14 protein-coding genes are annotated in these 21773 nt (G+C 71.7%); 2 read left to right on the top strand and 12 right to left on the bottom strand.

The genetic code is table 11. The features are described from left to right. Positions 1-85: 85 nt before the first annotated feature. Together sppA and KIS93_RS24705 are read right to left on the bottom strand one after the other, a co-directional pair. Complete coding sequence (gene sppA, locus KIS93_RS24710; RefSeq protein ID WP_080045424.1) at positions 86-1783, bottom strand: signal peptide peptidase SppA; 1698 nt, start codon at positions 1781-1783, stop codon at positions 86-88. Positions 1784-1859: 76 nt separating this feature from the next. Then, positions 1860-2849: an NAD(P)-dependent alcohol dehydrogenase gene (locus tag KIS93_RS24705; protein WP_080045425.1), complete on the bottom strand. Its 990-nt coding sequence runs from the start codon at positions 2847-2849 to the stop codon at positions 1860-1862. 160 nt (positions 2850-3009) lie between these two features. Between KIS93_RS24705 and KIS93_RS24700 the strand changes: the two genes are divergently transcribed. After that, positions 3010-3651, top strand: coding sequence for a DUF2306 domain-containing protein (locus KIS93_RS24700; RefSeq protein ID WP_080045426.1), 642 nt, complete (start codon positions 3010-3012; stop codon positions 3649-3651). Positions 3652-3662: 11 nt separating this feature from the next. Here the strand turns inward: KIS93_RS24700 and KIS93_RS24695 are convergent, their stop codons facing one another. The 7 genes from KIS93_RS24695 to KIS93_RS24670 all read right to left on the bottom strand — a co-directional run bounded on the left by KIS93_RS24695 (position 3663) and on the right by KIS93_RS24670 (position 15541). Beyond that, a complete protein-coding gene (locus KIS93_RS24695) occupies positions 3663-4310 on the bottom strand; it encodes a response regulator (protein WP_268967029.1) in 648 nt (215 codons plus the stop codon). Positions 4311-4402: 92 nt separating this feature from the next. Continuing rightward, positions 4403-4672 carry a sensor histidine kinase gene (locus KIS93_RS65610; protein ID WP_335673919.1) on the bottom strand — a complete coding sequence of 90 codons (270 nt, stop codon included), beginning with the start codon at positions 4670-4672 and terminating at the stop codon, positions 4403-4405. Further along, entirely contained in the window at positions 4570-5544 is a 975-nt protein-coding gene (locus KIS93_RS24690; RefSeq protein ID WP_246005364.1) for a sensor histidine kinase, read from the bottom strand. Before KIS93_RS24690 ends, KIS93_RS65610 begins: the two co-directional genes overlap by 103 nt. A 721-nt stretch (positions 5545-6265) precedes the next feature. Beyond that, positions 6266-7615 (bottom strand): S8 family peptidase, encoded by a 1350-nt coding sequence (locus tag KIS93_RS24685; protein ID WP_080045429.1) that lies wholly within the window; start codon positions 7613-7615, stop codon positions 6266-6268. A gap of 236 nt (positions 7616-7851) precedes the next feature. Continuing rightward, positions 7852-9825, bottom strand: coding sequence for a S8 family peptidase (locus KIS93_RS24680; protein ID WP_080045430.1), 1974 nt, complete (start codon positions 9823-9825; stop codon positions 7852-7854). A 97-nt stretch (positions 9826-9922) separates the two neighbouring features. Continuing rightward, positions 9923-12088, bottom strand: coding sequence for a 1,4-alpha-glucan branching protein GlgB (gene glgB / locus KIS93_RS24675; RefSeq protein ID WP_080047527.1), 2166 nt, complete (start codon positions 12086-12088; stop codon positions 9923-9925). Positions 12089-12325: 237 nt separating this feature from the next. Then, positions 12326-15541: an AfsR/SARP family transcriptional regulator gene (locus KIS93_RS24670; protein WP_080045431.1), complete on the bottom strand. Its 3216-nt coding sequence runs from the start codon at positions 15539-15541 to the stop codon at positions 12326-12328. Between the two features lie 97 nt (positions 15542-15638). On the opposite strand from KIS93_RS24670, the gene KIS93_RS24665 reads away from it, so the two are divergent. After that, positions 15639-16490: an NAD(P)-dependent oxidoreductase gene (locus KIS93_RS24665; RefSeq protein WP_080045432.1), complete on the top strand. Its 852-nt coding sequence runs from the start codon at positions 15639-15641 to the stop codon at positions 16488-16490. A gap of 18 nt (positions 16491-16508) precedes the next feature. On the opposite strand, the gene KIS93_RS24660 is transcribed toward KIS93_RS24665, so the two are convergent. The 3 genes from KIS93_RS24660 to KIS93_RS24650 form a co-directional block, all read right to left on the bottom strand. Then, positions 16509-17840 (bottom strand): maltokinase N-terminal cap-like domain-containing protein, encoded by a 1332-nt coding sequence (locus tag KIS93_RS24660; protein ID WP_080045433.1) that lies wholly within the window; start codon positions 17838-17840, stop codon positions 16509-16511. A gap of 3 nt (positions 17841-17843) precedes the next feature. Continuing rightward, complete coding sequence (treS, locus tag KIS93_RS24655; protein WP_080045434.1) at positions 17844-19544, bottom strand: maltose alpha-D-glucosyltransferase; 1701 nt, start codon at positions 19542-19544, stop codon at positions 17844-17846. A gap of 72 nt (positions 19545-19616) precedes the next feature. Further along, positions 19617-21734, bottom strand: a complete 2118-nt coding sequence (locus tag KIS93_RS24650) for an alpha-1,4-glucan--maltose-1-phosphate maltosyltransferase (protein WP_080045435.1) — start codon at positions 21732-21734, stop codon at positions 19617-19619. Positions 21735-21773: the final 39 nt, after the last annotated feature.

Here is a 21773-nt window from a genome sequence, read left to right as displayed (position 1 = left end):
GTGATGCTCGCGAGTTGACCGGCTCTCGACCGCGCGCACCCGTCGCGCGGTCTTCACTGGATCGTGCACCAGCCCGCCACGCGGGTCAGCGGATCGTGTACCAGCCCGGCAGGATCAGCGGACCCACCGCCGGCAGGCCCAGCTCGGCCGACAGGCGGGCCAGCGGGCCCCAGGCGTCCATCCGGATCCTGGCCAGCGCCGCCGACCTGTCCTCGCTCGACTCCGGGCCGCGCAGCCGCTCCAGCGGGTTCAGCCGGGGATAGGTGCGTACCGGCGCGTCCTCCGCCAGGCCGGCCCGCTTCCTCGCCATGGCCAGCGCGTCCTCCAGCCCGCCCAGCTCGTCCACCAGCCCGCTCGACCGGGCGTCCGCGCCCGTCCAGACGCGGCCGCGGGCCAGCTCGTGCGCCCGCTCCCGGGACAGGTCGCGGCTCTGCGCCACCTTGCCCACGAAGTCGTCGTAGATGCGGTCGAGCCAGGCGTTGATGCGCTCCCACTGCTCCGGCGAGAAGCCGCGGGAGGTGGAGAACATGCCGGCGTTCGCGCCCTCGGCCACCATCTCCGAGTTGACCCCCACCTTCTCCAGCAGCTCCGCGAAGACGGGCTTGCCGCCGTACACGCCGATCGAGCCGGTCAGCGTGCCCGGCTGGGCCACGATCACGTCGGCCGCCATCGAGATGAAGTAGCCGCCGGAGGCCGCCAGGTCGCCCATGGACACGATCACCGGCTTCACCTTGCGCGTCAGCGTCACCTCGCGCCAGACCGTGTCGCTGGCCACGTACGAGCCGCCGGGGCTGTCCACCCGGAACACGACCGCCTTGATGTGGTCGTCGCGCCGGGCCGCCCGCAGCGCCGCGCTGATCGTGTCGGAGCCCATGGCGCCGCCGCCACCAAGCGGGCTGCGGCCGCTGCGGCCCGTCCTGATCATGCCGGTGGCGTGCACGAGCGCGACCGCGTCGGCCATCGGATGCGGCAGCTTCCGCACGGCCGCGCCCCTGGCGTAGCGGGAGACGTACAGCAGGTGCGCGTCGTCGCCCGCGGCCCGCTTCAGCTCGTCGTACACCTCGTCGCGGTAGGCCAGCCCGTCGACCAGCCCGGCCTCCTGCGCCTCCGAGGCGGTGAACGGCCCGCGGTCGACCAGCTCCCGCACCTTCCCCGGATCGAGCCGCCGCCCATCGGCGATGCCCGCGACCAGCGTCTCCGTCACCGACTCGACGATCCGCGCCATCGACTCGCGGTGCGGATCCGTCATGTGGTCCTGGGTGAAGGTGTTGGGCGCCGTCTTGTACTCGTGCCGCTGCCCCGCCTCGAACCCGACCCCCAGCTTCTCCAGCGCCCCCTTGACGAAGCGCTGCTCCAGCGCCACCCCCGTCAGCCCGACGTCGCCGCTGGGCTGCAGGTAGAGCCGCTCGAAGGCGGTGGCCAGGTAGTACGGCACGGTGCCGCCGCCGAACTCCCCGAACGACTCGGAGAACGCGACCGTCAGCTTCCCGGAGGCCCGGAAGTGGATCACCGCCTGGCGCAGCTCCTGCACCATCGCCAGCCCCAGCGGCTGCCCCCCGATCTTCACCACCAGCGCCTTGACCCGCGGGTCCTGCCGGGCCCGCTTGAGCCCGGACAGCACGTCGGCCAGGCGCGGCTTCCGCATGGACAGCACGGCGGCGAGCGGATCGGCCGGCGGGCCCTCGGTGAGACCCTCTGTGAGGTCCAGCTCCAGGATCAGCGGGGCGGTGCGCCGCTGGCGAAGCTTTTCGACGGTTTCGATGATCGCCTTACCTGCGTCCATAGAGCCACCCTAAGCGACACAAATCGAAGTGCGGCGGCGCTCGCGTCGGCCGCCGTAAACCCGTGCGCGAGGACGATCACACCCGGACGACGACCTTGCCCGGGGTGTGGCCCTCCTCCTGGTAGCGGACGGCCGCCCGCAGGTCCTCGAAGTCGTAGACGCGGTCGAGCACCGGTGTGAGCCGGCCCTTGTCGATGAGGGCGGTCAGTTCCTCCAGGTTGCGCCGGTTGCCCTTGCAGGCGAGCACGTTCGTGAGCACCGCCTTCTGGGGGACGAACGCGGAGGCGGCGAGGGTGGCGAAGACGTGGCCGGCGGGCTGGAGCCAGCGGGTGGCCGCGCCGCCGATCAGGACGCAGACGCCCTTGCGGGTCAGCACCCGGCGGCACTCCGCGAACGAGCGGTTGCCCGCGATGTAGAGGAGCGCGTCGTAGACCTGGCCGCTGCGGGTGAAGTCCTCCTTGGTGCGGTCGAAGACCTCGTCGGCGCCGAGCGAGCGCACCAGGTCCAGGTTGCGGGTGCTGCACACGCCCGTGACGTGCGCCCCGTACGCCTTGGCGAGCTGCACCGCGAACGTCCCGACGCCGCCCGACGCGCCGTTGACCAGCACGCGGGAGCCCGGCCGGACCGCGCCCTGGTCGCGCAGCGCGAGCAGGGCGGTGCCGGCGGCCAGCGGCACGGACGCCGCCTCCTCGAACGTCAGGCTCGCCGGCTTGGGCGCGAGCTCGGTCTCCGGGACGCACACGTACTCGGCGAACCCGCCGCCCTTGGCCGTCATCGCGAACACCTCGTCGCCCGGCCCGAACCCCGTCACCCCGGGCCCGACCGCCGCGACCTCGCCGGACACGTCCGCGCCCAGGATGGTGATCCGCGGCCGGCGCAGCCCGAGCGGGCCGGGCATGAGCCGGGAGATGAACGGCTCGCCGCGCATGAGGTGCCAGTCGGCGGGCTGGACGGAGGCGGCGCGCACCCGCACCAGCACCTCGCCGGGGCCGGGCGCCGGCCGGTCCACGTCCTTGAGCTGCAGGACGTCGGGGGAGCCGTACGAGCCGAGAACGTACGCCTTCATCGGGGTCTCCTTCCGGGAGGGTCGATGGGGCTCAGTGTGCGAGCGACCTGCGGGAAGGCGTAACGGTCGAAAGTACGAGCTCTGGCCTGGCCGATCGGCTCATCCAGGTCCGGCCGTCCGGGCGATGAGGCGGGGCGGGCCCGGCGGACACCATCGGGGCATGCCCAAAGACCTCGTCGCCCCCAGGAGGGGCTGGCTGGTGCCGGCCGGGCTCGTCGCGCTCGGGTTCGTCCCGCTGCTCGCGGGCGCCGTCCGGCTCGCCGAGCTGATCTCCGGCGCGGAGATCACGCAGGCCAACGCCCGCTTCTTCGCCTCGCCCGTGCCGATCGTCGCGCACATCGTCGGCGTGACCGTCTACAGCGCGGTGGGCGCGTTCCAGTTCGCGCCCCGGTTCAGGCGGCGCCGGCGCGGCTGGCATCGGCGGGCCGGGCGGGTGGTGGCCGGGTTCGGGATGGTGGCGGCGGCGTCGGGGCTGTGGATGACCGTGTTCGCGGAGCTGCCGGCCGGGGACGACGGGCTGCTCACCGTGTTCCGGTGGGTGGCGGGGACGGTCATGCTCGCCTCGCTCGTGCTCGGCCTCGCCGCCATCCGCCGCCGGGACGTGCGCCGCCACCGCGCCTGGATGATGCGTGCGTACGCGATCGGGCTCGGGGCGGGCAGCCAGGCCGTGACGCAGGCGGTGTGGATCACGGCCGCCGGCGCGCCGCCCGATCACCTCACCCGGGCGTTGCTGCTGGGGGCGGGGTGGGCGATCAACGCCGCCGTGGCCGAAGTGATCATCCGGCGGGCGGGTGTCGCCTGAGGGGGGCGCCGTCAGCGTGGCCGGACGCGGTTCGTCTCGTACGCCCACATGGCGATCTCCACCCTGTTGCGGACGCCCAGTTTCGTCATCAGGCTCGCCACGTGGCTCTTGACCGTGCTCAGCGAGATGTGCAGCTCGTCGGCGATCTCGCTGTTGGTCCGCCCGCGCGCCACCGTCACCAGGATCTCCTCCTCCCGCTCGGTCAGCGGCTCGATCGGCTGCACCCGCGGCTGCGCGGGCCCGGTGCCGGCGAACGCGGACAGCAGGCGGGCCGTGATGCTCGGCGCGATGAGCGCGTCGCCGCCCGCCGCCGCGCGCACCGCCTGGGCCAGCAGCTCGGGGCCCGCGTCCTTGAGCAGGAAGCCGCGGGCGCCCGCCCGGAGCGCCGCGTAGACGTACTCGTCGAGGTCGAACGTGGTGATCACGACGACGGCCATCGGGTCCGCCACGTCGGGCCCGGCCAGGGAGCGGGTGGCCTCGATGCCGTCGCAGCGCGGCATGCGGATGTCGAACAGGCACACGTCCGGACGCAGGCGCCGCGCCAGCTCGACGGCCCGGTGCCCGTCCGCCGCCTCCGCCACCACCTCGATGCCGGGCTGGGCGTCGAGGATCATCCGCAGGCCGGTACGGGCGATCTCCTGGTCGTCGGCGACGATCACACGAATGGGCCCGCCCTGCTCCACGCCGTCCGCGTCCTCGCCCGTAGGGTCCCGATCGCCCGTCTCCTCCACCGGTACCGGTTCCAAGGTCGTCATGAGGCTCCCGTCCGAGGCAGTACGGCGGTCACGGTCCAGCCGCGACCGGGATTGGGCCCGGCCTCGCAGGTGCCGCCGAGCAAACCGGCCCGTTCGATCATCCCGACCAGCCCGTACCCGGCGGACGTCATGGGCCGCCCCGCGGTGCTGTCACCGTCGTCGGTCACCCGCAGCCGGACGGACGTGTCGTCGGCGGCCACCCGCACCTCGATGCGGGTGGCGTGCCGGGCGTGCCGCCGCGCGTTCGTGACCGACTCCTGGGCGATCCGGTAGATCGCGGCCCCCACGGACGCGGGCACGCCGTCGAGGTCGCCGTCGATCCGCACGTCCACGGCCGGTCCGACCCGCCCCGCCCCGCGAGCTGCCGCAGGTCGGTGAGGTGCGGGTTGGGCGCCAGCTCCGGCGCGGACAGCTCGTCGCGGCGCAGCACCCGCACCATGGTGCGCATCTCGGCGAGCGTACGGGACGCCTCCGCCTCGATCACCCGCAACGCGTCCACGGCGGCCCCCGGATCCGCCGCCGCCGTCGCGATGCCCGCCTGCGCCCTGATCGCCATCGCGGAGACGTGGTGGGCGACGGTGTCGTGCAGATCGCGGGCCAGCTGCTCCCGTTCGAGCAGCTTGACCTGGTCGAGCTCCCGCATCCGCGCCCTGGCCCGGTACCGGAAGGTGCCGCCCAGCGCCATCCCCGCGAACACGACCGCGAACGCCCCCGCGACGTCCCCCGAGACGATGTGCCCCGCCACCACACCCGCCAGCACCGCCACGACGATCAGCACCAGCCCCGCCGCCACCTCCCGCCCCGACCCCCAGCGGGCCAGCGCGTAAAGCAGGATCAGGATGTACGCCGCGGACCCCAGCTCGGCCGGATCCGCACCCGTGAGCAGCTGCACCACCGCCGAGGCCACGACCGGGACCGCCAGGGCGGTCAGCGGTCGCGTGCGGCGCCACAGCAGGGCGGGCAGCATCAGGGCGGTGAAGGTCACCGAGATCGGCCGGTACTGCAGGTCCGTCCGGAACACGGCCTCCAGGACGATGGCCAGGGCGAGCAGCCCTACGAGCGCCCAGTCCCGCCACACCCGGGGCGGCGCCTGGGGCGGACGGGGCTCGTCCCATAACGAGCGGAGAAGGCCCTGCACGCAATCATCGTACGAGGCCATGACCCGGTCCTCACCAGTGCCTTGTTCTCGGCGCCGGACGGCCGGGCTGGTACAGGGGAATCGGGCTGCGTGGGAGCGCAAAAGGCACCCAGGAGCGCATCACCAGGCACCCAAGGGCCCGCCGCCAGGCGTCCGGGGGCGCGCCGCCAGGCGTCTGGGGGCGCGTCGCCAGGCATCGCGAGTGCGCCGGAGGCGCGGGGTGCGTCGTCAAGCGCCTGAGGGGGACGACCGAGCGGAGCCGCCCGAGCGGAGACGCCCGAGCGAAGACGCCTGAGCTGTGTGGCGCGCGTAGCGCGCCTCTGTGGCGAAGCTTGTGGTTCGGGGTGGGCTCCCAACGGCCAGGCCGGTAATTGGGATTGGGGTGGGCGAGTGCGCCGGAGGCGCGGGGGTTGCGCCGTCAGGCGCCGGAGTGAGGGGGTCTGAGCTTTTGAGGCGCGTAGCGCCCGCTGGGGCGGAGTCCTTGGTTCGGGGTGGGCTCCCAACGGCCAAGCCGGTAAATGGGATTGGGGCGGGCGAGTGCGCCGGAGGCGCGGGGGTTGCGCCGCCAGGCGCCGGAGTGAAGGGGGTCTGAGCTTTTGAGGCGCGTAGCGCCTCTGTGGCGAAGTCCTTGGTTCGGGGCGGGCTCCCAACGGCCGGCCACCCCATCGGGCAACGGGTGGGCGCCAGGGGCCGGGCGCGGGTGTGGCCCGGCCCCCTGTGGTCAGATGCCCGGGTTCACGGGGGCCTGGGCGGTGGTGGTGGCGCGTTCCATGTCGATCCGTGATTTGATCACCGCCGTCCCCGCCGAGTCGAACTGGACGGGTGTGCCGGTGTCCTGGAGTCGTTGCAGGCTTTGTGCGACGGTGTTCTCCGGGAAGCGCTGCCGCATGAGGGCGAACGCTCCGGCCACGTGTGGTGCGGCCATCGAGGTGCCCTGCTTGACCCCGTACGCGTCGTCGGGCACCGCGGAGTTGACGGCGACGCCGGGTGCGAAGAGGTCGAGCAGGTTGCCGCGGTTGGTGAAGGTGGGCAGGGCGTCGGCGTCGTCGGTGGCGCCGACGGCGACGGCGGTGGAGATGCAGGCGGGGGAGGAGACGGCGTTGGGCAGGCCCGCGTTGCCTGCCGCGACGACGGGCGCCACTCCGAGGCCGGCCAGCGCGTCGAACTCGGGTTTGACGCCGGAGGCGGCCGGGTCGGCGTCGCACGCTTCGGTGTAGCCGCGGCTGCCGCCGAGGCTCATGTTCACGGAGGCGACGTTGAACGTCCTGACGACCCGCGTCACGTATTCGAGTGCGAGTTTCTGGTCGGAGGTGTAGCTGAGGAAGCAGGGTGCGGTGGAGCCGCCGATGGCGCAGGTGAGCGGGTTGTCGATGCGGCTGAACACTTGGATGGGCAGGAGGCGGGCCTCGGGGGCGACGCCGTTGGCGGGCGCTCCCGGGGTCATCCTGCCTGCGGCGATGCCGGCGACGTGGGTGCCGTGTGAGCAGGCGTTGGCGCCGTTGACGGTGCACTGCGGGATTTCGACGTTGGCGGAGCCGGGGCCGGTCTGGCTGGGCTGGTTGTTGGGGCAGAGTGAGACGGCGCCGTCCCTGCCGCTGGAGGAGGAGAAGCACGCCTCGTCCGCGATGCGGCCGGTGAAGAACGGGTGGTCGCTGTCGATGCCGGTGTCGAGGACGGCGACGGTGGTGCCGGTGCCGTTCCAGCCGGCCCGGTTGGCCTGGACGGAGCGGATGGTGACGGTGCTGGTGTCGAGGAAGGGCATGCTCAGTTCGTCCTTGTAGACGGACTGGACGCGGGAGTCCCGTTTGAGTTTCTCCAGCGTGGTGCCGTCGACTTCGGCGACGAAGAAGTTGGGTGACTGGGCGGCTTCGAGGACGCGGCTGCCCTCGGAGGCCTGTTCGATGTCGGCGGCCACGGCCTCGACGCTTTGGCCTGGTTTGAGCTGGATGATGCTGCGTACTGCGCTCTTTTCCTTGATCTCCGAAACGAGCGCGGGGCTGATGATCGGGTCACCGGTGTCGGTGGTGTCGGCTCGGAGAGCCGGACCGGCGCAGAGCGCACCGGTTGTCATGGCCAGCGTCGTAGCGCCGGCCAGCAGAGACCGTAGCCTCACTTCTTCCTCCCGGAGGCTGGAGCCGTGAAGCGTTTCCGGCTCCCGGCTGCGTACGACCGCTTACCTCCCCACCTGCGACAACTGTGATGTCAGTGACGTATGTAACCCGATTAAACGTTGGAGGCATTTTTGCTTTTAAGCGACACAAGCGAAAAGGCCGGTCGCAAGTGACCGGCCTTTTTCAGGAAATGCTGTTATTTGACGGTTTTGAGGATGTTGCTGGTGGCCTTCTTCAGTGCCGCCGCGCTCGGCTTGCTGCTCAGCCGCACCTTCTCCGCCGCGGCCAGCGCCGTCGTGCCGTTCGTGCCGTGCGCCCAGTTCAGCCACGCGGTCAGCAGCGCGCTGTCCAGCTTGGCCTTGCGCGTCTGGGGGCTCTTCAGCACCCGGTACGCCGTCCCCAGCGACGACGCCTTCGTCAGCTCGGGGAACACCTTGCTCGACTTGCCGATCAGCTTCAGATAGCAGGAGAGCGTCTCGTCCGAGATCGTGCCGCTGGCCCGGTGCAGCTCCAGGGCCCACTTCTTGGCCGTCAGCTTCTGGGCGGCGGTGCCGCGCGTGCAGACCGCCGCCGGTAGCTTGGCCGTCTCGGTCACGGTCACGGTGACCGTCACCGTCGGCAGCGGGACCGGCGTGGACGACGCCGAAGGTGCGGGGTCCGTGGGAGTGGGCGTGGGGCCGCTGCTGTCGCTCGGGTCCGGCTCGGGCGCGGTGTCGTCGATGGTGCCGTCCGTCCCGGGGGACGGGGTCTGCGTGACGGGCGGCTGCACGGCCGCGCCGGTCAGGGCCGCCGCCAGGTCCAGGCGCGGGGTGGTGACCTGGGTGCCGGACACGTCGTAGACGTACGGCCGGCCGGTGCTCTTCAGCGTCTCGATCAGCTCGGTCATCGGCTTGCCCGGCGAGGCCGCCTTCATCAGCGCCAGCGCGCCGGTGACCTGCGGGGTCGCCATGGAGGTGCCGCTGTAGACGACCGTGGTGTTGTCCGGGACGGCCGACTCGATGTCCACGCCGGGCGCGAACAGGTCGAGCAGCGGGCCCCGGTTGGACCACTCGGCGATGGTGTCGGAGTTGTCGTTCGCGCCGACGGCCACCGCCGTGGAGACGCAGGCGGGGTGGGCGGTGCCCTCGTAGTACTCGTTGCCCGCCGCCACCACGGTCGCGATGCCCTTGGCCAGCAGCGCGTCGAACTTCTCCTTGAAGATCGCGCCTTCCTCGGTGGTGTCGCAGCTCTGGTCGTAGAGCATGCCGCCGAGGCTCATGTTGACCGCCGCGATGGGCTGGTTCAGGTCCCGTACGTAGTCGAGGGCCTGGCGCAGCGACGACTCGTACGCCACGAGGCAGGCCGGCTCGCCGCAGCTGGCCTCGTCGTTGAGCCGGCTGAACACCTGCACCGCCACGATGCCCGCGCCCGGCGCCACCCCTCCGGTGCCGGCCGCGATGCCGGCCACGTGGGAGCCGTGGTCGCACAGGTTCACGCCGTCGAGCAGGCACTTGGGCGTCATCGCGTCCGCCGCGTTGCCGTCCGTCTGCGCGTTGGTGCCGTTCGGGCAGAGCGACTCGACGCCGCTGTCCTCCGTGGCGGAGAAGCACGCCTGGGCCACGATCCGGTCCTTGAACCACGGGTGGTCCACGTCGATGCCGGTGTCGAGCACCGCCACGACCTGGCCGGCCCCGGCGTTGCCCGCCGCGTGCACCTTGTCGGCGCCGATCAGCGACAGGCTGGGGGCGACCTCGGCCGGCGTGTACGTCCGGTCCCGGTGGATGGAGGCCACCCGCGGGTCCTCGGCCAGCTTGGCCAGCTCCTCCGCCGTGCCCTCCACGACCATGAACGGCTGGCTCTGCGGCTGCAGCACCACGTCCACGCTCTCGGCGGCGGCCTGGGTGGCGACGGGGGCGGTCTCGGCGGGGTGGGTCAGCTCGACGATGGCCCGCTCGGTGCCGCCGTCCACGCCTAAGCCGTCCTCGACCTTGCTGTCCGGATCGGCGCTGTCCGGATCGGCGCTCTCAGGATCCGGGGAGTCCTCCGTTGAAGGGGGAGGCGGAGGCTGTTCCGTGGGGGTTTGCGTCACACTCGGCTGCGGCGTGGGCGTGGGGTCCTCCGCGTAGGCGGGGCCCGACAGCGGCAGCAGGGCCAGAGCGATCGTGCTGACGATCAGGGGGCGGAATCGCACGCGTCCTCCGAGGGGGATGATCTCGGAGTTTAGGGCGATTTGTCCCGGAGGCACAGGCCCCCGGGGGGTTTCTCACCGAACTTTCAGCGCGTGCACCTCATTCGTTCAGCCGACCGCTCCCCTCGTGGGTGAGCCAGACCGCGCCCAGCGGCGGCACCCGCAGCGTCGTCGAGTACGGCTGCCCGTGGCACGGCTCCTCCTCGGCCTCGACCGCCCCCAGGTTGCCCACGCCGCTGCCCCAGTAGTCGTAGGCGTCGGTGTTGACCGCCTCCGTCCACCGGCCGCCGTACGGAAGCCCGAGCCGGTAGTTCTCGTGCGGCCCGCCGCTGAAGTTCACCACGCACGCCACCGCGGACCCGTCGGCGGCGAAGCGGACGAACGACAGCGTGTTGCCCGAGGCGTCGTCGGCGTCGATCCACCGGAACCCCTCCGGCCGCGTGTCCTGCTCCCACAGCGCGGGAGTCTCGCGGTAGAGCCGGTTGAGGTCGCGCACCAGCCGCTGCACGCCCTGGTGCCCGTCGAACTCCAGCACCCACCAGTCGAGCCCCCGGCTCTCCGACCACTCCGAGCCCTGGCCGAACTCGCCGCCCATGAACAGCAGCTGCTTGCCCGGATGCGCCCACATGAACGCCAGCAACGCCCGCAGCTGCGCGAAGCGCTGCCACTCGTCGCCCGGCATCTTGCCGAGCAGCGAGCCCTTGCCGTGCACCACCTCGTCGTGCGACAGCGGCAGCACGTAGTTCTCGGAGTAGGCGTACAGCAGCGAGAACGTCATCTCGTGGTGGTGGTACTGGCGGAAGATCGGCTCGTGGCGCAGGTACTGGAGCGTGTCGTGCATCCAGCCCATGTTCCACTTGAACCCGAACCCCAGCCCGCCCAGGTGCACCGGCCGCGACACGCCCGGCCAGGCCGTCGACTCCTCGGCGACGGTCGTGATGCCCGGCGCCTCCCGGTAGCAGACGGAGTTCATCTCCTTCAGGAACTCGACCGCGTCGAGGTTCTCCCTGCCGCCGTACACGTTCGGCGTCCACTCGCCCTCACGCCGCGAGTAGTCGAGGTAGAGCATCGAGGCCACCGCGTCCACCCGCAGGCCGTCGATGTGGAACTCCTTGAGCCAGAACAGCGCGTTGGCCACCAGGAAGTTGCGCACCTCCCTGCGGCCGAAGTCGAACACGTACGTGCCCCAGTCCGGGTGCTCGCCCCTGGCCGGGTCCGCGTGCTCGTAAAGAGGCGTGCCGTCGAAGCGGGCCAGCGCCCAGTCGTCCATCGGGAAGTGCGCCGGCACCCAGTCGAGCAGCACGCCGATGCCGCGCTGGTGCATGCGGTCCACGAAGTGGCGGAACTCGTCGGGCGTGCCGAACCTCGCCGTCGGCGCGTAGTAGGAGGTCACCTGGTAGCCCCACGACCCGCCGAACGGGTGCTCGGCCACCGGCAGCAGCTCCACGTGCGTGAAGCCCAGGTCCGCGACGTACTCGGAGAGCTGGTCGGCCAGCTCCACGTACGACAGCCCCGGCCGCCACGACCCCAGGTGCACCTCGTAGATGCTCATCGGCCCGTTCTGCGCCTGCCGCTCGCGCCGCTCGACCATCCAGGCGTCGTCCTGCCAGCTGTAGTCGGACTTGTCGATCACCGAGGCCGTCATCGGCGGCACCTCCGTGCGCCTGGCCATCGGGTCGGCCTTGTCCCGCCACACGCCGTCGGCGCCCAGCACCTGGTACTTGTACCGCTGGCCCGCCCCGAGCCCCGGGATGAACAGCTCCCACACCCCCGACCGGCCCAGCGAGCGCATCGGGTAGGCGACGCCGTCCCAGTGGTTGAAGTCGCCGACGACCCTGATGCCGCGCGCGTTCGGCGCCCAGACGGCGAACGCGGTGCCCTGGACGTCCTCGTGCTCCATCACGCGCGCCCCGAGCACCTCCCACAGCCGCTCGTGCCGGCCCTCGCCGATCAGGTGCAGGTCCACCTCGCCCAGCGTGGGCCAGTGCCGGTACGGGTCGCGCACCTCGTACGGCTCCGCGCCGGCGTACTTGACGCTCAGCGTGTACGCGGGCACCTTGTCCAGCCCGGGGACCGTCACCTCGAACACCCCGTGCGCCTGGTGCTTCATGTCATGGGCAGAGCCGTCCTCCAGCACCACCCGCACGCGCTCGGCCAGGGGGCGCAACGTGCGGAAGACCACCCCGCCGCTCACGGGGTGTGCTCCGAGCACGGAGTGGGGATCGTGGTGCGCTCCGCCCGCGAGGCGGTCGAGCTCTGTCCTCATCGGCATGCTCCCAACACTGCCTTATGATGACCCGTCCATCCCAGGCACTGCCCGCTTTCACCGAGACAATCACTGCAAGTGCGAAAAACAGGGAATGTTCTTGGGTTTAGATGACACCCTCGCCGCCTGTCCCCGGCCCTGATACGGCGTCCTCCAGCGCCTCGGATCGGGCCGTGGCGAGCACGTCGTCCAGCGGCGGCGCGGCGCCTTCGGCCAGGGTCGTGGTGAGCGTGTCCTTCAGCGGCGATGTGGCGCCTCGGCCAGGGCCGTGGCGAGCGTGTCCTCCAGGGGCGAGGCGGCGCCTTCCGACAGGGCCGCCGTCAGCGCGTCCTCGCCCAGGGCGGTGCGCAGGGTGGCCGTGATGCGGTCCACGTCGCCGCGCTCGCCCGGCGGTAGTGGCGCGCCCACCGACGCCCTGAGCGCGGCGGCCCGGCCCAGCAGTCGCGCCGCCTCCCCGGGCCGCCCGTCCAGGGCCAGGGCTCCTGCCAGGCCCTCCAGCGCCAGCGCGCTCGCCCGGGGGTCGCCCACCTTGCGGGCCGCCGCCAGCCCCTGGCGTTGCAGGTCCAGCGCCTGGGCGGCGTCGCCGCGCAGCTCGGCCACGAACCCCAGCTCGGCCAGGATCAGCGCCGCCCCGGGGTCGCCGGAGACGTCCTTCACCCAGCCCAGCCAGGCCCGCAGCCGCCGCTCCGCCTCGTCCAGCCGGCCCTGACGGCGCGCGCTCAACGCCAGACCCAGCTCGGCGAACTCCTCGGCGGGCCGGTTCGACTGCTCCGCCGCCAGGCGCCTGGCCCGCTCGTGGTAGTCGTCGGCACGTACGTGGTCGCCCTTCAGCAGGGCGATCCGGCCCAGCCGCGACAGCGCCTCCGACACCGAGGTGGCCAGCCCCAGGTCCTCGGCGATGGCCAGGGCTTCCAGGCGCAGCGCGGTGGCCTGGTCGTAGTCGCCGGTGATCTCGGCCAGCGTGCCCAGGTTCTCGGCGGCGCGCAGCTCGCCCCACCGGTCGCCGGTCCGCGCGAACAGGGCCTGCCCCTGCTCGGCGCTGTCCCGCAGCGCCGCGAGGTCGCCGCGCATCGCCGCGTGCCGGCCCAGCAGGGTCAGCGCGGCGGCGGTGCCCCAGTCGTCGCCGAGCCGCCGGAACTCGGCCAGCGCCGTCTCCACCAGCTCCTGGCTCGCGGACAGGTCGTCGTACCCGAACAGGGCGAACCCGGTGAACCACCGCGCCCGCGCTCTCGCCAGCGGCTCCTCGATCGCCGCGAACAAACCCGGGTCCAGCGGTACGAGGCGGCCCGCCAGCAGCTCGAACCCGGCCCGCCACACCTCGGCCTGCGCCGTGGCCGGGTCGCCCGGCGGCGCCACTGACAGGGCCACCGACAGGGCGCGGCGGGCCTCGCCCAGCCGGCCGCGCAGCACCCAGTACCAGGCCAGATGGTTCACCAGCGTCAGCGCCTCGGCCGCCGCCCTCGCCTTGACCGCCGTGTCCAGGGCCGTCCTGAAGTTGGCCGCCTCGGCGTCGAGCCGGGCGAGCGCCGCCCCCTGCCCGGCTCCGCGCAGGGCCGGCTCCAGCCGGGCGGCCAGGGCAGCGTAGTGGCGCGCGTGCCTGAGCCGCACGCTCTCCAGCTCGCCCGCCTCGGCCAGCCGCTCCTGGCAGTACGCGGCCACCGACTCCAGCAGCCGGTACCGCGGCCCGGCCACCTCCGGCCGCGGGCCTGGGACGGTGAGCCCCGCCGCCTCCGGTCGAGGGCCCGGGGCGGTGAGCCCCGCCGTGTCCGGTCGAGGGCCTGGGGCGGCGAGTCCCGCCGTGCGGACCACCAGGGAGCGGTCCACCAGGCGGGCCAGCAGGTCGAGCACGTCGAGGCCGGGCTCGGCGGCGACGTCCTCGGCCGCTTCCAGCGTGCAGCCGTCGGCGTGCACGGCCAGGCGCCGCAGCACCACCCGCTCGGCGCCCGTCAGTAGCTCCCAGCTCCAGTCGATCATGGCGCGCAACGTCTGCTGCCGGGCCGGGGCGCCGCGCAGGCCGGAGGCGAGCAGCCGGAAGCGGTCGTCGAGGCGTTCGGCGAGCTGGCGCGGGGTCAGCGCCCGCATCCGCGTGGCGGCCAGCTCCAGGGCCAGGGGGATGCCGTCCAGCCGCGCGCAGATCTCCGCCACGTCGCCGTCGGGCTCGATCCCCGCCCGCGCGGTGAACAGCTGCACCGCCGCCTCGCGCCCCAGCGGCGGCACGCTCCACAACGCCTCGCCCTCGATGCGCAGCGACTCCTGGCTGGTGGCCAGCACGCGCAGCCCGGGGGCGGCCCGCAGCAGCCGGCCGGCCAGCGTGGCGACCTGCTCGACCAGGTGCTCGCAGTTGTCCAGGACGAGCAGCGTGGGCCGGGCCGCGAGGACGGCGGGCAGGCGCTCGGTGATGCAGCCCGGCGCGTCGTCCCGAAGGCCCGGCACGTCGTCGCGCAGGCCCAGCACGCCCGCGATCACCTCGGCCACCTCGACGACCTGCGCCCCGGCCCCGAGCGAGGCCAGCTCCACCAGCCACACCCCGCCCTCGAACCCCTCGGCCTCCGACGCGGCGGCCAGCGCGAGGCGGGTCTTGCCGACGCCGCCCGGGCCCGTGAGCGTGACCAGCCGGTTGGCGCGCAGCAGCGCCCGTACCTCGGCCACCGCCTCGTCCCGCCCGATCAGGCCGGTCAGCGGCGCGGGCAGGTTCGTACGGGGCCGCGCGGCGGGCGCCTCCAGCGACGGGTCCTGCTCCAGGATCGCCTGGTGCAGCGCCGCCAGCTCGGGCCCGGGGTCCAGCCCGAGCTCGCCGGCCAGCCGTCGCCGCAGGTCCGCGTACCCGGCCAGCGCCTCGCCCTGCCGTCCGGCGCGGTAGAGGGCTTTCAGGTGCACGGCCCGCAGCCGCTCGCGCAGCGGATGCGCGGCGACGAGCTCGGCCAGCTCGGCGGCGAGCGGCGCGTGCTCGCCGAGTTCGAGCCGGGTCTCGGCCAGCTCCTCCATCGCGACGAGCCGCTGCTCCTCCAGCCGGGCCACGGCGGCCTGGGCGAACGGCTCGTCGGCGAACTCGGCGTAGGCGCCGCCCCGCCACAGCCCGAGCGCCTCGCGCAGCAGCGACGCCCGCGTCTCCAGGTCGCCGGCCTGCCGGGCGCGCAGGAGCAGCGACTCGAACCGCCCGGCGTCCACGGACTCGGGGTCGGCGCGCAGCACGTACCCGGGCGCCCGGTAGGCGACCAGCTCCCGATCGCCCAGCGCCCGGCGCAGCTGGGAGACCTTCACCCGCAGCGCCGCCGGGGCGTCGGCGGGCGGCCGCTCGCCCCAGAGGTCGTCGATCAGCCGGTCGGCGGAGACGGTGCGCCCCGCCTGGATCAGCAGCCCCGCCAGCAGCGCCCTGACCTTGACCTCGGGCACCTGGACCGGCCGTCCGTCCGCCGTCCACACCGCCAGCGGGCCCAGCACCCCGAACCGCATCCGCCCCCCATAACCCGTTCAGAACCCGACCATAACCGCCCCCGAGCAGGCTGGCCGCAGCAAGACCCTCTCGGAACACTTCCTAAGGAACGCTGAAATGTCGGAAACCATCTCCCTGCTCGGGCTCGGCCTCATGGGCACCGCGCTCGCCGAGAGCCTGCTGGCCGCCGGCCACCAGGTCACCGTGTGGAACCGGACGCCCGCCAAGGCCGAGCCCCTGCTCGCCAAGGGCGCCAAGCAGGCGGCCACCCCCGAGGAGGCCGTCGCGGCGAGCCCGCTGGTGATCACCTGCCTGCTCGACTACCCGTCCGTGAGGGCCACGCTGGAGGGTGCGTCGCTGGAGGGGCGGGTGATCGCCAACCTCACCACCGGGCGTCCCTCGGAGGCCCGCGAGACGGCGGAGTGGGTGGCCGGGCGCGGCGGCGAGTACGTGGCCGGCGGCATCATGGCCGTCCCCCAGATGATCGCCCAGCCGGGCGCGCTCATCCTCTACAGCGGCTCCAGGACGGCCTTCGAGCGGTACGAGGGCGCGCTGTCCGCCATGGCCGAGCCCCGCTTCACCGGGGACGACCCCGGCATGGCGCCGCTGCTGGACCTGGCCATGCTGACCGGCATGTACGGCCAGATCGCCGGCCTGCTGGAGGCCGCCGCGCTGGTCAGGTCGGCCGGCTACCCGCTGACGGACTTCGTGCCGTCGCTGCTGGTGCCGTGGCTGAACGCGATGGCCGCGCAGCAGCCGCAGTGGGCCGAGAAGATGGCCTCCGGCGACCACAGCACCCAGGTCTCCAACCTGGAGATCAACCGGGCGGGCGTGGCGAACCTGGTGCAGACCTTCTACGAGCAGGGCGTCAAGCCGGACCTGCTGCTGCCGCTGAAGGCCGTCATCGACCAGCGCACCGCGCGGGGGCTGGGCCACGAAGGGCTGTCGGGCCTGATCGAGGAGCTCTAACCAGCTCCGGGACGCGCATCAGGTCGCGCGTGGACGGAAGGCGGCGAGCGGGATCGAGATCCACGAGGGTCGGTTGCGGGCCTCGTAGACGACCTCGTAGACCGCCTTCGACAGCTCGAACGCGCGCAGCAGCGCCGCGTCCGCCGGCGTGATGACGCCGCCGCCCTCGGTGTAGCCGTCGAGGAAGGCGGCCCGGTTGCGGTCGGCCCACTCCTGGGCCCTGGGCTCCAGCCCGTCGGCCTCGGGGTGCCCGGCCAGCAGGTGCCTGGCCGCGTAGTCGAACGAGCGCAGCATGCCCGCCACGTCCCGTAGCGGTGAGGACAGCGCCCGCCGCTCGGCGAGCGGCTGCCCTGGCTCGCCCTCGAAGTCGAGGATGATCCAGTCGGTCGGCGTGCGCATGACCTGGCCGAGGTGGTAGTCGCCGTGAACCCGTTGCACAGGCACCTCGTTGGTGAGCAGCTCGACCTGGTGGTAGGCGTGCTCAATGGCGCTCACGTGCTGCCGCAGCTCGGGCACCTCGGCCACAGCCCGGCCGAGCCGCCGCCTGAAGCCCTCGGCCATGCGCTTGACCTCGTGGATCTCGATGACGCTGGTCGGGAAGGCGGCGGCCAGCTCGTGGTGCACGCGGGCGGTGGCGTTGCCCAGCCGCAGCGCCTCGGCCGCGAAGTCGCCGCCCGCCTCGCCGGCCGGCACCTGGGGCAGGCAGGCGTACAGGTCGCGCACGCTGGCCAGCGCGAGGTCCCAGCCGTCGTTGGCGGGCGTCAGGAACTCCTGCATGATCGCGAGCGTGGTGCCGGTGCCGTCGAGGTCGGTCTCGATCCACCCGTACGGCTGGGCGATGTGCGGCGCGTCCCTGGCCGCCAGCGCGGTGATGATCTCCAGCTCGGGATTCACGCCGGGGATGAGCCGGCGGAACAGCTTGCAGATGTAGGCGTCCCCGTACACCAGGGAGGTGTTGGACTGCTCCGCCCCGAGCACGAGGCTGCGCGGGGCGGTGTCGATGGTGACGCCGGGCACGTGCCGCATGCGCAGGCCGCTGCGGGTCTCGTCGCGGGCCATGCCGTCGAGCAGCCAGCTCATGCGCTCGGAGTCGTGCACGGCGTCGTAGAGCTTGCGGTCGCCGACGGTGCCGATGAGGGCGTGGGCGAGGCGGTCGGGCAGGTCGTCCCGCTCGCCCAGCAGGATCTGGTAGCGATCGCGCGAGCCCTCCTGCCAGACGGCGACGATCAGGTGCCTGAGCCCGGGCGTCAGCTCGACGTCCGAGTCGATCGACAACTCGTCGATCGGGCGCCCCTTGCCGCCGAACCATCGTTGACGACTGATCCATGCGGCAAGGAGCTCGTCAAGCACGGCTTACTCCTCCTGGGTGATCGCCGGCGGGAGTGTGAACCAATAGAACCCATGCCCGGGAAGCGTCAAAAGATACGGAAGTTCGCCAATTGCCGGGAATGGTACGCCTCCCATGGTCTCCACGGGGGACACGCCGACGAATCTCCGCAGGTCCAGCTCGACCGGCTGCGGGAAGCGTGACAGGTTGTTCACGCACAGCATCCGGTCGTCGCCCAGCTCCCTGACGAAGGCGAGCACGCTGGGGTTGGAGGAGTTGAGCTCCGCGTAACCGCCCAGCCCGAAGACCGGGTGGCGCTTGCGGATTTCGATCATGCGCCGGGTCCAGTGCAGCAGCGAGCCGGCGTTCTTCTGCTGGGCCTCGACGTTGATCGCCTGGTAGCCGTAGATCGGGTCCATGATCACCGGCAGGTAGAGGCGGCCGGGGTCGCAGTCGGAGAAGCCGGCGTTGCGGTCGGGGTCCCACTGCATGGGCGTGCGGACGCCGTCGCGGTCACCGAGCCAGATGTTGTCGCCCATGCCGATCTCGTCGCCGTAGTAGAGCACGGGGGAGCCGGGCAGCGACAGGAGCAGCGCGGTGAACAGCTCGATCTGGTTGCGGTCGTTCTCCAGCAGGGGCGCCAGGCGGCGGCGGATGCCGACGTTGGCCCGCATGCGGGGGTCCTTGGCGTACTCGGTGTACATGTAGTCGCGTTCCTCGTCCGTCACCATCTCGAGCGTCAGCTCGTCGTGGTTGCGCAGGAAGATGCCCCACTGGCAGTGCTCGGGGATCTTCGGCGTCTGCGCCAGGATCTCGGAGATGGGGTAGCGCGACTCCCTGCGCACGGCCATGAAGATGCGCGGCATCAGCGGGAAGTGGAAGGCCATGTGGCATTCGTCCCCGCCGCCGACAGGGTCGCCGAAGTACTCCACGACGTCCGACGGCCACTGGTTCGCCTCGGCCAGCAGCACGCGGTCGGGGTAGAGGCGGTCGACCTCGGCCCTGATGCGCTTGAGGTATTCGTGGGTGCGCGGCAGGTTCTCGCAGTTGGTGCCCTCCTCCTCGAAGAGGTACGGCACCGCGTCGAGGCGGAACCCGTCGATGCCGAGGTCCAGCCAGAAGCGCAGCACCTCCAGCATCGCCTCCTGCACGTCCGGGTTCTCGTAGTTGAGGTCCGGCTGGTGGTGGAAGAAGCGGTGCCAGTAGTACTGGCCGCGGACGGGGTCGTAGGTCCAGTTGGAGGTCTCGGTGTCGATGAAGATGATGCGGGCGTCCTGGTACTTCTCGTCCGTGTCGGACCACACGTAGAAGTCGCCGAACGGGCCCTCGGGGTCGTGCCGGGAAGCCTGGAACCAGGGGTGGGCGTCGCTGGTGTGGTTCATCACGAGGTCTGCGATGACGCGCATACCACGTTTGTGTGCTTCGTCCACAAGCTTCACGAAGTCTCCGAGATCGCCGAACTCCGGGAGGATCTTCATGAAGTCGGCGATGTCGTAGCCGCCGTCCCGCAGCGGCGACTCGTACAGGGGCAGCAGCCAGAGACAGTCGACGCCCAGCCATTGCAGGTAGTCGAGCTTGCTGATGAGCCCTCTGACGTCGCCGGTCCCGTCGCCGTTGGAATCGGCGAACCCGCGGATCAGGACCTCGTAGAAAACCGCGCGCTTGTACCAGTAGGGATCGCGCGGCTTTTCCTCGTCAAAGGTGTTGGGAATGGGTGTGGAGCTCATGAGCCGCCTCGCAGGAGGCTCATGAGGGAGGCGCTGTCACACACGTTGAAGACTCCCCGCTGAATTCAGTTTCTACCGTGGCGCGGCTCGTACGGTGAGAATATGGGCTGGCTGGATGTGTGGGTCGAGGCGCACGTAGTTACGCTGCCCCCACCGGTACGACTCGCCCGACAGCTCGTCGTCGACGACGAACTCGGCGTTCCAGTCGAGGCCGAGGGCGGGCAGGTCGAGGTCTACCGTCGCCTCGTGGGTGTGGTGCGGATCCAGGTTGACGACCGCCAGAACGACATCGCCCAGCCCGTGCCTTCGTGTGGCCGTGTCATAGGCGCCCGGGAGTCGTTTGGAGAAGCAGACGATGTCCGCCTGGTCGACCCTATGGAACCGTAGATTACGCAATTCCTGAAGCGCCGGATGCGCTCTTCGGAACAAATTCAGTTGCGTGATGAGGGGGGCCAGGCTCCGCCCTTCACGCTCTGCCGCAGCCCAATCGCGCGGTTTGTATTGATATTTCTCGCTATCCAGGTATTCCTCGCTGCCCGGGCGTACCGGGACATTCTCGAAGAGTTCGTACCCGGAGTAGACGCCCCAGGTGGGCGAGGCGAGCGCCGCCAGGACGGCCCTGATCTTGAACGCGGGGACGCCGCCGTGCTGCAGGTACTCGTGCAGGATGTCCGGCGTGTTGACGAACAGGTTCGGCCGCAGATAGCAGGAAGTCTCGTGGGCGAGCTCCGTGAGATACGTTTCCACGTCGTACTTGGAGTTCTTCCACGTGTAGTACGTGTACGACTGGTGAAAGCCGGTCTTGGCCAGGGCGCGCATCATCGCCGGCCTCGTGAACGCCTCCGAAAGGAAGAGCACGTCGGGGTCGGTGCGGTGGATGTCGGCCAGCAGCCGCTCCCAGAAGGCCACCGGCTTGGTGTGCGGGTTGTCCACCCGGAAGATGCGCACGCCGTGGTCCATCCAGTGCCGCAGCACCCGCTTGACCTCGTTGTAGACGCCCTCCGGGTCCTTGTCGAAGTTGATCGGGTAGATGTCCTGGTACTTCTTCGGCGGGTTCTCGGCGTACGCGATCGACCCGTCCGCCCGGATGGTGAACCACTCCGGGTGCTCCTTGACCCACGGGTGGTCGGGGGAGCACTGCAGGGCGAAGTCGAGGGCGATCTCCAGGCCCAGCTCCTTGGCCCGGCCCACGAACTCGTCGAAGTCCTCGATCGTGCCGAGGTCGGGGTGGACCGCGTCGTGGCCGCCGTCCTCCGACCCGATCGCCCAGGGCGAGCCGGGCTCGTCGGGCTCGGGGCTGAGCGTGTTGTTGCGGCCCTTGCGGAACGTGGTGCCGATCGGGTGGATGGGCGGCAGGTAGACGACGTCGAAGCCCATCTTGGCGATCGCGGGCAACCGCTTCGCCGCTGTCTGGAAATTTCCGGATTTGGAGATGCCGTGCTCGTTCACCACCGCGCCCTCTGAACGCGGGAAGAACTCGTACCAGGAGCCGTAGAGCGCCCTGCGGCGATCCACCCTGATCTTGTGGGACTTCGACCTGGTCACCAGCTCCCGGAACGGGTGCGCCTCCAGCAGCGCGGCCGTCTCGGGGAGCTGGGCGATCGAGAGCCGGGCCCGCGGGTCCAGCTCCTCGTCCCGCAGCCTGGCCGCGACCGACAGCAGCGCCGCGCGGTGACCGCAGGCGCTGTCGCCGTTGCCGCCCTGCTTGCGCGTGCCGTTCCCGGCGGCCTTTCCGCCGTTCGCGGCGGCCGGAGTGCCACTCGCGGTCGCCGGGGTGCCGTTGGGGCAGTCGGCGGCACGCACGGCCTTGGCGGCGCGCTCGAACAGCCGCGCGCCCTCCTCGCACATCAGATCGACGTCCATGCCGCGCGGGATCTTGATCTCGGCGTCATGCAGCCAGGTGCTGATCGGGTCGCTCCACGCCTCCACGCGGAACAGCCAGTCACCCTCGGCGGGCAGGCTCACGTCGACTCCCCACCGGTCGGTGCCGGGGGCGAGCTCACGCATCGGTTTCAGGCGGCCGCGCTGGCCGTCGGGCGTGGTGAGCACCACGCCGGCGGCCACCGCGTCGTGGCCCTCTCTGAACACGGTCGCCGAGACCTGGAAGGTCTCGCCGGCGACCGCCTTGGCGGGCCACTGCCCGCAGTCGACGACGGGGGAGATGTCCGTGATGGGAATTCGTCCGATCATCGCATTCGAGAGTTTGCGGCGGCACTCCCGGTGCCGCCG

It is taken from the genome of [Actinomadura] parvosata subsp. kistnae (assembly GCF_900323885.1).
Taxonomy (GTDB): domain Bacteria; phylum Actinomycetota; class Actinomycetes; order Streptosporangiales; family Streptosporangiaceae; genus Nonomuraea; species Nonomuraea composti.
This window is presented reverse-complemented; position numbering and strand designations above follow the sequence as displayed.